This window comes from Pyxidicoccus caerfyrddinensis, assembly GCF_010894405.1.
Taxonomy (GTDB): domain Bacteria; phylum Myxococcota; class Myxococcia; order Myxococcales; family Myxococcaceae; genus Myxococcus; species Myxococcus caerfyrddinensis.
The window spans coordinates 14,943-26,741 of record NZ_JAAIYA010000017.1 but is presented as its reverse complement, the minus strand read 5'-3'; the positions used below and the strand labels follow the sequence as shown (position 1 = coordinate 26,741).

Genomic DNA, 11,799 nt, shown 5'->3' with positions numbered 1-11,799 from the left:
TCAGGTCAGCCGCTGCGGCTGCAGTCCCAGGGTCTGCATCTGCGCCACGTCCCACGCCTCCAGCGCATCCTGACCGGCGATGTAGCGCCGGGCCTTGTTCTTCACCGGGTTGCGGATGCTCAGGATCTCCGGCCCGGAGAAGAGAATCGTCTGCTTGTACCGGGGCATGTCGCTCATGGTGAGCTTGGACCAGTAGTGCTTCGCGATGTTGGGCAGGCTGCCCAACTCCATGCACAGCCGGTGGAAGTGCTCCACCACCTCGGACGGGTGCAGATTCTTGGGCTGGTGGCACAGCGTGTAGCCGTCGTAGTCGCGGCTGACGGTGCCGGGCAGCAGTCGCCCTTCCGACTGCAGCTCTCGGAAGAACGGCGTCTCCGGGTACGGGCAGACGATGCCGAGGAACGTCACGGAGAAGTACTTCAGGTCCGCGAGGTACATGGGCAGCTTCTGCAGGTACTCGTTGGTATCTCCGTCCGAGCCGACGATGAGCCCGAAGGACAGGAGGATGCCGGCGGAGAACACGCGGCGGATGACGGCGTCCACCTCGCTCAGCTTGTTCTGGCCCTTGTTCATGGCCTTGATGGAGTCGGGGTTGAGCGACTCCAGGCCGGTGTACACGTACCGGCACCCGGCCTTCGCCATCAGCTTCACCAGCGCCTCGTCCTTGAGGACGTTGAAGGTGAGGGCGCAGCCCCAGGTCTTCTTCAGGGGGATGAGCGCCTCGCACAGCTCGCGCAGGTACTTGGGTGAGCCGCCCAGGTTGTTGTCGAGGAAGACGAACGCATCATCCATGAGCCCCAGGTAGTTGGGGTTCCACTGCATGCGCGTCTGGATTTCGTCGATGACGTGGGCAACGGGGCGGTAGCGGTAGCGCTCGTTGCCGGTGAGGACGCAGAAGTTGCAGGTGAAGGGGCAGCCGCGCGACGCCTCGATGCCGGGCAGGCGCAGCTTGTTGTGGGTGAAGTCGATGAGTTCGTAGCGGTAGGGCTGGATGGCGCTGGGGCCGAGCGAGGGGCGGTTGTAGAGCGGCTGGAGCTGGCCCTTCTCGAAGTCCTCGATGAGGGCGGGGACGTTGGCCTCGGGCTCGCCGGTGATGACGGCGTCGAAGTGAGCCTTCGCGTCGTCGGGGAAGTAGCTGGCGTGCCGGCCGCCCGCGACGGTCTTCATGCCCCGCTGGCGGAACAGGGTGGAGAGCACCTTGGTGTGCTCGTAGTACGAGTGCAGGTACGAGAAGAATACGAGGTCCCAGTGGCGGTCCATCGGGATGTCCGTCTCCTTCTCGTTGAAGATCTCCACCTCCGCATGCGCGGGACACAGCCCGGCGATGAGCTCCGGCACCGAGGACTGCATGATGGAGGGTTCTTTGATGCGCAGCCGGGTGGGGTGCGTATACGTGGCAATGACGGCGATCCGCATGCGGGTCGTGGCTCCGGGATGGGACGGCGCGGCGGCAGCGCGGACGAGGAGCGCACGACACGGTACGGTGCCCCCTCCGGCCTGACCGTGGGCGACAGAATCACCCGCATGCAGCGACTTGGCAAAATGACAACCGCGTGGGATGCGAGGAACATGTCCCCCGAGAAATTGACCCAACCCACCACGTACCGGGTCCGCGTCGCCACCGAGGCGGACGCGCCGGTGCTCCTGGCACTGCTGCGGGAGTTCGCCGCGCACGAGGAGAGCGCGCAGTTCATGCTCGCCACGGAGCCCCGGCTGCGAGAGGCGCTGGGGGCCACGCCGCCGCTGCTCCGGGCGGCGCTGGTGGAGGGGCCAGAGGGTGCGGTGGGCTTCGCGACGTACACCGTGGACTTCATGACCTGGGCGAACTCGAGGGTGCTCCGGCTGGATGACCTGTACGTGCGCGAGAGCGTGCGCGGCGCGGGGTTGGGACGCGCGCTGATGCGGCACCTGGCGGAGGTCGGCACCGCGGAGGAGTTGCCCGTGCGCTGGGAGATGCGGCCGGAGAACGCGTCCGCGCGCGCCTTCTACGGGCGCATCGGCGCCATCTCCCGGGAGAAGACGGTGTTCCGCTGGATGCCGGATGCGATGAGGCGGTTCCTCGCGGAGTAGTGGTGGCGCCGGGCCCCGGGGCGGCGCGAAAAAGGACTCTTGCCAATGTGACCGGTCGGTCATATGACCGACCGGTCGCATGCCAACTTCCACTTTCTTCAACCTCCCCGACGAGCGCAGGGACCGCCTCGTGAACGAGGCCATCGTCGAGTTCTCCGACCGGAGCTACGCCGAGGCCTCGCTCTCGCAGATTGCGCGCCGCGCGAGCATCCCCAAGGGCAGCGTCTACCAGTACTTCGAGGACAAGCTCGACCTGTACCGTTGGCTCCTCACCGACGAGGCTCCGCGCCGCAAGCGTGAGTTCATCGGCGCGGCGCCGCCGGAGGGCGACTTCTGGGCCCGCCTCGAGACCTTCATCGAGCGAGGCATGGCCTTCCTCGTCGAGCACCCACGTCTCGCCCGGCTCTCCGCGGCCGCAGCCACGCCGACGGCGGTGGCGGAGGTCCGCGGCCTCTACAAGGCCATCTGCGAGGCTGGCATCGTGGAGCTCCGTGGCGTCCTGGAGGAGGGTGCCCGCGCTGGTGCCCTCCAGGCCTCCGACCTCGACATCGCCACCCGCTTCGTCGCCACCGTCATCGGTCCCGGCCTGACGGACGTGATCCTCCAGGAGCTCGGCGCCGAGCTCCACGAGGTCCTCGCCTCGGACTCCCTGCGCAAGCGACTCAACCTCAAACGCCGGCGGGCCCTCTCCCGTCAGGCGGTCCTCTTCATCCGCAACGGGCTGGGCTCGGAAAGGAAATCACGATGACTCGCCACGACTTCACCGGACGCGTCGCACTCATCATCGGTGGCACCTCTGGAATCGGCCTCGCCTCGGCGCGAGCCTTCGCCAGGGCGGGCGCCAGCGTCGTGCTCGCCGCACGGGGTGAGGAGAAGGGACGCGAGGCCCGCGCGGCCCTGGAAGCCGAGGGCGCACGCGTCATCTACCTCCCCACCGACGTGCGCGAAGGCGCCTCCGTGGCACGCGCGGTGGAAGGCACAGTGATGCACTTCGGCCGGCTCGACTTCGCGGTCAACAGCGCGGGGCATGGCGGTGACATGGCCCCGCTGGAGAGCACGGACCAGGACGTGTGGGACGACGTCATGGCCAGCAATGCCCGGGGCGTCTGGTTGGCCATGCGCCATGAAATCCCGGCGATGCTCGCCACCGGCGGGGGGGCCATCGTCAACATCAGCTCCATCTACGGCCTCGCCGGACGGGCCGCGCATCACGCCTACGTGGCCTCGAAGCACGCGGTGGTGGGCATGACGAAGTCGGTGGCGCTCGAGTACGCGACGCGCGGCATCCGCGTGAATGCCCTCTGCGCCGGAGCCACCCGGACGTCCACCATGCGTCAGGCGGAGACGTACGTGCCCGACCTCGTCCGGGCGCTCGTCGCCGAGCACCCGATGGGGCGGATGGCCACCGAGGACGAGATGGCCAGCGCCGTGCTCTGGCTGTGCTCGGACGGCGCTGGCTTCGTCACCGGCGTGCCGCTGCCCGTCGACGGCGGCTTCCTCGCCGCATAGCCGGAGCGGCCCGCCGACTCAGCGGCGCATCCGCTCGCGCAGGCACTCCGCCAGCTCCTCCCGGAGTGCTTCCGGGAAGCCAGACAGTCCCGGCGTGTCGTTGCACTCGAGCAGGATGTAGTCGCCCCCCTGGGTCTCCAGGAAGTCGAGCGCCACGATGTCCGCGCCCAGGTGCTCCCGGGCGCGCCGCGTGTACCCGACCAGCTCCTCCGGCGGGTCGATGACCTGGTGCTTGCGCGTCTGCACGTTGGCCTTCCACCCCGCGCCCGCGCGCGACATGGCCCAGAAGCGGTCCCGAATCGCCAGACAGCGCACGTCGCGCCGGTAGTCGATGTACGGCTCGACGACGGCATAGTCATTGGCGGCGAAGAGCAGGTCGGCGACCTCGAACCACTCGTCCTCGCTGCGGACCAGCGCCTTGCCGTAGCCGCCGTGGTGGTTGCCCACCTTGACGACGAAGGGCGCGGGGCGTGCGATGCGGCGGACCATGTCGTCGCCCAGCGCCACGTCGAAGTGGATGACGGGCAGCCCCGCTCCGCGCAGCTCGGCGAGCATGGACAGTCGGTCCTGGCAGCGGGCCAGCGTCGACGCCGGGTTGACGCAGGGCACGCCGCTGAGGCGCAGCACGTCCAGCACCGTCCGGTGCCGGGGGTCCGGACGAATCGCGCCCACGCGCCAGAAGACGCCGTCAATCCGCGTGCCCGCCTCGCGGCTGATGCACCACAGCTCGCCGTCGCGCAGCACCCAGGACGCATCCTGAAGCCGTTGCGAGATGACCTCACAGTCCGGGAAGTAGCTCTGCCAGTACTGCTCGCCGTTGATGACCGCGATGGTGGGGCGCATGGGAGGAAGCTTGAGGCAAGGGAGCGCCCGGAAGCCACGATGGCCCCGGGGATGAGGCGAGTGAGCGACGAAGTCGGCCCGTGATTCCTGAGCTGGTGTCCGACGGTGGAGACCTTCCGGTACTTTCGCGGGGAATTCAGGCCCCCACGCGGCGTCAACCTGAGGGCGCGGACGGAGGCCTGGTGCCTTGCCTGCCCCACCGGTGCTTCTGGGTGGACATCCCCGGGCGTCAGGCACATGACACCTCTTTTCATTCCGCTCCACGGAGTACGCGGCCTGACGCCCATCTGGAGGGCAGCCCTGGCCGGGAGTGGTTACCGATAAGCCCTCGAGTGGGTGAGCGTGTGTAGGCCCGGTTCTCTCCGGGCCAGGGCACCGGAGTCAGCGCAGTCACAGGAGGAGTCCGAGGGCGATGGCCGAGCAATCCAGGCGCGACAAGTTCCAGCCCGAGGACGCGGCGACGCGCCCCGCTCGGGACGCATGGCTGGAGGCCCTGGGTGGCCCCAGCGAGCTGCGCGAGCTCATCCGCGCGCGGGACTGGGCGTCGACGCCGGTGGGGCCACCGGAGACGTGGCCGCACAGCCTCAAGGTGCTCGTCAAGACGATGCTGGCCTCGCGCTTCCCCATGATTCTCACGTGGGGCCCTCAGCTCACCCAGTTCTACAACGACGGCTACTCGCGGCTCATCGGCGACAAGCACCCGGCGGCGCTCGGCATCGACATCCGCGTCACGCTGGCGGAGGCCTGGGGCACGCTCGGGCCGGTCATCTGGCAGGTGATGGAGACGGGCGTCGCCAGCTGGCTGCCGGCGTTGCTGCTCCTGCTGGAGCGCTCGGGCTACCGCGAGGAGTCCTACTTCGACGTGTCGCATGCCCCCGCGGAGGACGACTCGGGCGCGGTGGTGGGCATGCTCGCGGTGTGCACGGAAGTCACGCAGCAGGTCATCGCGGAGCGGCGCCTGCGGTTGCTCAGGGACCTCGCCGCCAGGACCGGGGAGCTTCGCGGCCTCGAGCGGACGTGCGGGGACCTGGCGACGGCCATCGCCGGACATCCGCTGGAGGTGCCCTTCGCGCTGCTCTACCTGCGCTCGGCGGATGGCTCGCGGCTTCACCTCCACGGCGCCTTCGGGCTTCCGGAAGGTGGCGACGCCAGTCCCGCCACCGTGGACCTCTCGGCGGACGGCGATGCGCCCTGGCCGCTCGCCAGGGCCGCCGCGGGCGAGACGGTGCGGGTGGAGGATGTCGATCGCCGCGTCACCGTCACGGGGGGCCCCTGGGGGGACGCGGTGCGCTCGGCGCTGGTGCTGCCGCTGGCCTCGGAAGGGCAGGGGGCGCCGCTGGGTGTCCTCGTGGCCGGGGCGAGCCCCAACCGCGCGCTCGATGAGGACTACCGCGCGTACTTCGAGCTGGTGGCGGGGCAGGTCTCGGTGGCGCTGCGCAACGCGCGCGCCTACGAGGAGGAGCGCAAGCGCGCCGAGGCGCTGGCGGAGCTGGACCGGGTGAAGACGGCGTTCTTCAGCAACGTCTCGCACGAGTTCCGCACGCCGCTCACGCTGATGCTGGGGCCCGTGGAGGAGCTGCTCGCGTCGCGGCGCCTGGGTGAGACGGAGCGTCGGGAGTTGGAGCTGGTGCACCGCAATGCCCTGCGGCTGCTCAGGCTGGTCAACACGCTGCTGGACTTCTCGCGCCTGGAGGCGGGCCGCCTGGAGGCGAGCTTCGAGCCCGTGGACCTGGCGACGCTCACCGCGGACCTGGCCAGCGGCTTCCGCTCCGCCGTGGAGCGCGCCGGGCTGGTGCTGACGGTGGACTGCCCGCCCCTGGCCGAGCCCGTCTCCGAGCCCGTTTACGTAGACCGGGAGCTCTGGGAGAAGGTCGTCCTCAACCTCCTGTCCAACGCACTGAAGTTCACCTTCGAGGGCGGCATCACCGTGCGCCTGCGCGAGGAGGGTGGGCAAGTCCTGCTGACGGTGGAGGACACGGGCACCGGCATTCCCGCCGCGGACCTGCCGCACCTGTTCGACCGCTTCTTCCGCGTGAAGGGCGCGCGCAGCCGCTCCCACGAGGGCAGCGGCATTGGCCTGTCGCTGGTGCGTGAGCTGGCCCGGCTGCACGGCGGCGACGTGCGCGTGGACAGCCGCGAGGGACATGGCACCACCTTCACGGTGGCGCTGCCCCTGGGGCACGCCCACCTTCGAGCCGACCGCGTCCACGGCGCGCGCTCCCAGAAGTCGACGGCCACCGGCGCGGGGGCCTTCGTGGAGGAGGCCCTGCGCTGGCTGCCGGACCGGGGAGAAGGCGGGGCCGCGCGCGCGGAGCCACGCACCGAAGTCCCGTCCGGCGAAGCGCGGCGCGGGCGCGTGCTGGCGGTGGACGACAACGCGGACCTGCGCGTGTACCTCTCGCGCGTGCTCGGCACGGTGTTCGACGTCGTCACGGCGGAGGACGGCGAGGCGGCGCTGGAGGCCATTGCCCGGCAGGGGCCCTTCGACCTGGTGCTGACGGACGTGATGATGCCCCGGCTGGGCGGCTTCGGGCTGCTCAAGGCGCTGCGCGAGGAGCCGCGCACGCGCTCGCTCCCAGTCATCATGTTGTCCGCGCGCGCCGGCGAGGAGGCGAGCGTGGAGGGGCTGGAGGCGGGCGCGGACGACTACCTCGTCAAGCCCTTCTCCGCGCGCGAGCTGGTGGCGCGCACGCGCTCGGCGCTGGAGCTGGCGCGGATGCGCGGCGAAGTCACGCGGCGCGAGGTGACGGAGTCGCACCTGCGCGAGGCTGTCCGGGCGCGCGACGACTTCCTCTCGGTGGCCAGCCACGAGCTGAAGACGCCGCTCACCGCCTTCCGGCTGCAGCTGGAGCTCATCGAGCGCAACCTGAGCCCGGAGGCGCGCACGCACGTGGGGGACCGCATCCTCTCCGCGGGGCGGCAGGTGAGCCGGCTGTCGGCGCTGGTGGAGAACCTGCTGGACGTGTCGCAAATCACGTCGGGGCGGCTGTCGCTCACCCTGGACGACGGAGACCTGAGCGCGCTGGTGGCGGACGCGGTGGCGCGGGTGCGCGACGAGGTAGACGCCGCGGCCTCCACGCTCACGCTGCACCTGGAGGCGCCGCTGCCGGGCCGCTTCGACCGGCTGCGCATGGACCAGGTGGTGACGAACCTCCTGCAGAACGCCATCAAGTATGGCGCGGGCACGCCCATCGAGGTGCGCGTGGAGCGTGCCGGCGCGCTGGCGCGCATCACCGTCAAGGACGACGGCATCGGCATCGCCGCGGCGGACACCGAGCGCATCTTCGGCCGCTTCGAGCGGGCGGTGTCCGCGCGCAGGTACGGCGGCTTCGGCCTGGGACTGTGGATTGCCCGGCAGGTGGTGCTGGCCCACGGCGGCACCGTCTCGGTGGTGAGCGAGCCGGGCCGGGGCGCCACCTTCACCGTGGAGCTTCCACTGCTCGCGGACCGCCTGCCGCGCGCCTCTGAAGAGGCGCGAGACGCCTCGTGAAAACCGGATGCCCGTGAAGGCCGCCGTCACGCAGTGTGAAGCGTCGTCGGGTCGTCAATCGCCCTCGCGCCATCAAGTGGCGGGGTGCCGGATTGTTCCTAGGATGAGGCCACCCGCAACGGCCCCAGAGCCCTCTTCTTCGAGCCTTCATCCATGCCCGCTGTGACCACCTGGAACATCGACCCGGCTCACTCCTCCCTCCTGTTCGTCGCCCGCCACATGGTGGTGGCACGCGTGCATGGCCGCTTCGAGCGCATCACCGGCACGCTGAAGGTGGACCCCGAGCAGCCCGCGCAAGGAGAGGTGGAGGTGAGCGCGGACACGGCCAGCATCTACACGGGGTCTCCGGAGCGGGACACGCACCTGCGCTCGGCGGACTTCCTGGACGCGGAGAACGCGCCGAAGCTCACCTTCCGGAGCACGAAGGTGGAGCCCACCGGCGGCTCCGGCTTCCGGCTTCTGGGGGAGTTGACCATCCGCAACGTGAGCCATCCCGTGGTGTTCGAGGCGCGCCACACCGCCACGTCCAGGGACCCGTGGGGCAACACGCGGCTCATCTACACCGCGCGCGCCACCATCAGCCGCTCGGACTACGGCATCCGCTGGAACAAGTCGCTCGACAACGGCGGCTGGCTCGTGGGCGAGAAGGTGGACGTCGAGCTGGACATCCAGGCCGTGCCCGCCCCGGCCTGAGCGGCTCAGGGGGCCGTCAGGAAGTCCGCGTACACCGCGGCATGGTCCGAGCCGCCGTAGCCACCCCGTGCCTCGCGCGCGGCCCGGAATGAGCCGGGCACGTACGCGCCTCCGCCCCGGGCGAGGTAGAGGTGGTCGATGGCCTGGTAGTCACCGAAGTACGCGTACGTCCATGTCTCGGTGTCCGGGCGGTCGCTGGAGACGCGGAGCAACTCCCCGCCGTCCTCAAGTGCCGCGAGCGGCGGCGAGCCGGGCACGTCGTTGAGGTCTCCGCCGAGCACCACGAGGGCGTCGGGGAACTCGCGCGCCGTGGCGACGATGATGTCGTGGGCCGCCTCCGCCTCGGCGAGCCGGCGCGCGGGGTCGTCACTCACCTTCGAGCGGAAGTGCGCGGCGAAGACAATCGTCCGCCCGCCCGGCGTGTCCAGGTGCACCTCCAGCAGCTCGCGCGCGAAGCGGGTCGTCCCGCCGCCCGGAAGGGGGAGGTCCTGCTCCCGGTGTCCGCGCGTCAGGAGGATGGGCCAGGCGGAGAGGACGGCCACGTCCACGGAGGCCGGGGTGTTGATCTCCCCCAGCACCGCATGGCCGAACTCGGGGAGCCGCGTCTCGAGCGCGTCCAGTGAGGCCTGCGTCTCCACCTCGCCGAGCAGCACCACGTCCGCCTCGAGCCGGGAGATGCCCTGGGCGAGCCGGTCGGCCTGGGAGCCGAAGGCGTCGGACGTGGGGAGGGCCTCGTAGTTGGCGCCGCCGCACGCGCCGGAGTCGCACACCGTGTCGAAGAGGCGGTGCACGTTGAAGGCGGCGATGCGCAGGTGGTTCTCGGCGACGATGGGCGTCCCACAGTCCCCGGTGGGGCAGACGTCGTCCGCACGGGGTGACTCCCGCCCCTGGCAGCCTGGCAGGCAGAGGGCGAGCCCCAGCAGCGTGGCCGCACGGCGGAGGGTGGGGCGGAGGGGGCGGCCCGGCGCGAGCGGCTCGCCAGCAAGGAGGAGGGACATGGGGGCGGGAAGCCTAGCACCGCAGACGTGGAGCGCCCGGCACCGTCATGCCCCGCGCTTCGTGGAGACGTTAGGTTCAATGGAGGGCTTCCATCCGGAGGCGCGTTGCGCTCGGGAGAGCGTTGCGGCATGACGGATGGCCGGCCGTCCGGAGGCTGCCTGCACGGTGGGCTTCCAGGCGTCCGGTGGGTGGAGCGGGGTCGGGGAGTCCTTCGCAGCGCGCGACGCGGGTCATCGCCACAAGGGAGCGGGTGTGGACATGCTGGTGGAAATCCTCATCGGTGCCGCGGTGATGACCCTCGTCACGGTGCTCTTCACGGGGCCGGGCATGTGGAGCTCCTCGTGGGGCTTCAAGAAGCGGGAGGGGCGGCCCCCACCCCCTCCCGGGTCGTCCGACGACGCGGGCCATCGGTGACGGCGCGGCAATCCGGGTAACTCGGGGAGCAGGTGCACCGGGCTTGGCCCGGGCAGTGTCGCTCGTTATGGTGGCGGCCCCTCGCTCTGCACCTGGACATGGCTCCGGGTCTCCCTCGGTGCCTCTGGATGAAGGTCATCTCCCTGCTGATGCGGGCCTCGCGTGGGCTCTTCGTGCTCGCGGTGTTGCTCGGTGTCACATCTGGCGCGAGCAGCGCGCGCCTCATCGCGCTCATCAACCATGTGCTCACCGGGGAGGGGCCGCTGCAGCGGAGCACGGTGCTCACCTTCGTGGGAGTAGGGCTCCTGGCGATGGCGTCCCGGACCGCCACGCAGATGCTGCTCGTCCGGCTGAACAGCGGCACGCTGTATGAGCTGCGCATGCGGCTCAGCCGTCGCATCCTCTCCGCCCCGCTGCGCAACCTGGAGGTGGTGGGCAACCCCCGGCTGCTGTCCGCGCTCCAGGAGGACGCCATCACCGTCAGCCAGGGGCTGGTGCAGATGCCCACCCTGGTCATCGACTCGGCGACCATCATCGGCTGCCTCGTCTACCTGGCGTGGCTGTCCGGGTACGTCTTCCTGGGGATGGTGGCGGTGCTGGTGCTCGGGCTGACGATGTACATGCTGCTCCAGCGCCGCGCGCGTGCGCTGCTGTTCCGCGCAAGGCAGAAGGTCAATACGCTCTTCGCGCACTTCGGCGCCCTCACGGGCGGCATCAAGGAGCTGAAGCTCCACCGCCGCCGTCGCGTGGCCTTCCTGGAAGAGGCGCTGGAGCCCACCGCGTCGGACATCCGCGCGCTGTTCACCCGCAGCGCGGACTTCGGGGCGTACGGACAGGCCTGGGGCTTCCTGCTGCTCTTCTCGCTCATCGGCCTGCTGCTCTTCGCCTACCCCGCCTATGGTGGCATCGACCAGCGCACGCTCATCGGCTACACGCTGGTGGTGCTGTACCTCCAGCAGCCGCTGGACAGCGTGATGAACCTCGTCCACATGCTGCTGCGCGTGGGCGTGGCGGCGGGGAACATCGAGCAGCTGGGGCTGTCCATCACCCAGCAGGGGGCGGAGGAGTCCATCGCCGAGGTCGAGGAGCCGCGCACCTTCCAGCGCCTGGAGCTGGTGGGCGTCACGCACGCCTACCACCGGGAGAACGAGGACACGCGCTTCACCCTGGGCCCCATCTCCATGTCGCTGGTGCCCGGTGAGTGCGTCTTCCTGGTGGGCGGCAACGGCAGCGGGAAGACGACGCTGGCCAAGCTGCTCACCGGCCTGTACCGCCCGGAGTCCGGCGAAATCCGCCTGAACGGGCAGGTCATCACCGACGAGGAGCGCAACCGGTACCGGCAGCACTTCACGACGGTGTTCTCGGACTTCCACCTCTTCGGGCAGTTCCTCGGGCTCGGCTCGCCGGAGCTGCTGACGAGGGCAGGGGAGCTGCTGCGCCGGCTGCACCTGGACCGCAAGGTGAAGATCGAGGACGGAAAGCTCTCCACCACGGAGCTGTCGCAGGGGCAGCGCAAGCGCCTGGCGCTGCTGACGGCGTACCTGGAGGACCGGCCCATCTACGTCTTCGACGAGTGGGCGGCGGACCAGGACCCGACGTTCAAGGACGTCTTCTACAAGGAGCTGCTGCCCGAGCTGAAGGCGGCGGGCAAGGCGCTGGTGGTCATCTCGCACGACGACCGGTACTTCGCGCTGGCGGACCGGGTGGTCCGCCTGGAGTCCGGCCTCGTGCTGGACGCGCCTGTCGCCGCGCTCAGGTCTGGAACAGCTGGATAGGTACAG

Annotated in this window: 10 protein-coding genes; 7 read left to right on the top strand and 3 right to left on the bottom strand. The window is 70.2% G+C overall.

The features are described from left to right. Window positions 1-1,416, bottom strand: a complete 1,416-nt coding sequence (locus G4D86_RS33615; protein ID WP_163998200.1) for a B12-binding domain-containing radical SAM protein — start codon at window positions 1,414-1,416, stop codon at window positions 1-3. A 153-nt stretch (window positions 1,417-1,569) separates the two neighbouring features. Between G4D86_RS33615 and G4D86_RS33610 the strand changes: the two genes are divergently transcribed. The 3 genes from G4D86_RS33610 to G4D86_RS33600 all read left to right on the top strand — a co-directional run bounded on the left by G4D86_RS33610 (window position 1,570) and on the right by G4D86_RS33600 (window position 3,579). Continuing rightward, window positions 1,570-2,070 (top strand): GNAT family N-acetyltransferase, encoded by a 501-nt coding sequence (locus tag G4D86_RS33610; protein WP_163998199.1) that lies wholly within the window; start codon window positions 1,570-1,572, stop codon window positions 2,068-2,070. Window positions 2,071-2,149: 79 nt separating this feature from the next. Beyond that, on the top strand, window positions 2,150-2,818 hold the full coding sequence (locus G4D86_RS33605) for a TetR/AcrR family transcriptional regulator (protein ID WP_163998198.1): 669 nt from the start codon (window positions 2,150-2,152) through the stop codon (window positions 2,816-2,818). Further along, complete coding sequence (locus G4D86_RS33600) at window positions 2,815-3,579, top strand: SDR family NAD(P)-dependent oxidoreductase (RefSeq protein WP_163998197.1); 765 nt, start codon at window positions 2,815-2,817, stop codon at window positions 3,577-3,579. Before G4D86_RS33605 ends, G4D86_RS33600 begins: the two co-directional genes overlap by 4 nt. A gap of 18 nt (window positions 3,580-3,597) precedes the next feature. On the opposite strand, the gene G4D86_RS33595 is transcribed toward G4D86_RS33600, so the two are convergent. Continuing rightward, window positions 3,598-4,422 (bottom strand): ATP-grasp domain-containing protein, encoded by an 825-nt coding sequence (locus G4D86_RS33595; RefSeq protein ID WP_163998196.1) that lies wholly within the window; start codon window positions 4,420-4,422, stop codon window positions 3,598-3,600. A 412-nt stretch (window positions 4,423-4,834) separates the two neighbouring features. Here G4D86_RS33595 and G4D86_RS33590 point away from each other — a divergent pair, with 412 nt between their 5' ends. Next, window positions 4,835-7,912 (top strand): ATP-binding protein, encoded by a 3,078-nt coding sequence (locus tag G4D86_RS33590; protein ID WP_163998195.1) that lies wholly within the window; start codon window positions 4,835-4,837, stop codon window positions 7,910-7,912. Between the two features lie 153 nt (window positions 7,913-8,065). After that, window positions 8,066-8,605 carry a YceI family protein gene (locus tag G4D86_RS33585; protein ID WP_163998194.1) on the top strand — a complete coding sequence of 180 codons (540 nt, stop codon included), beginning with the start codon at window positions 8,066-8,068 and terminating at the stop codon, window positions 8,603-8,605. A gap of 5 nt (window positions 8,606-8,610) precedes the next feature. On the opposite strand, the gene G4D86_RS33580 is transcribed toward G4D86_RS33585, so the two are convergent. Further along, the gene (locus tag G4D86_RS33580; RefSeq protein ID WP_163998193.1) at window positions 8,611-9,603 is read right to left on the bottom strand and encodes an endonuclease/exonuclease/phosphatase family protein; all 993 of its coding nucleotides are present in this window, start codon (window positions 9,601-9,603) and stop codon (window positions 8,611-8,613) included. A 136-nt stretch (window positions 9,604-9,739) separates the two neighbouring features. Here G4D86_RS33580 and G4D86_RS52285 point away from each other — a divergent pair, with 136 nt between their 5' ends. Then, window positions 9,740-10,018 (top strand): hypothetical protein, encoded by a 279-nt coding sequence (locus tag G4D86_RS52285; RefSeq protein ID WP_205519974.1) that lies wholly within the window; start codon window positions 9,740-9,742, stop codon window positions 10,016-10,018. 128 nt (window positions 10,019-10,146) lie between these two features. Next, window positions 10,147-11,793: a cyclic peptide export ABC transporter gene (locus G4D86_RS33575; protein ID WP_163998192.1), complete on the top strand. Its 1,647-nt coding sequence runs from the start codon at window positions 10,147-10,149 to the stop codon at window positions 11,791-11,793. Window positions 11,794-11,799: the final 6 nt, after the last annotated feature.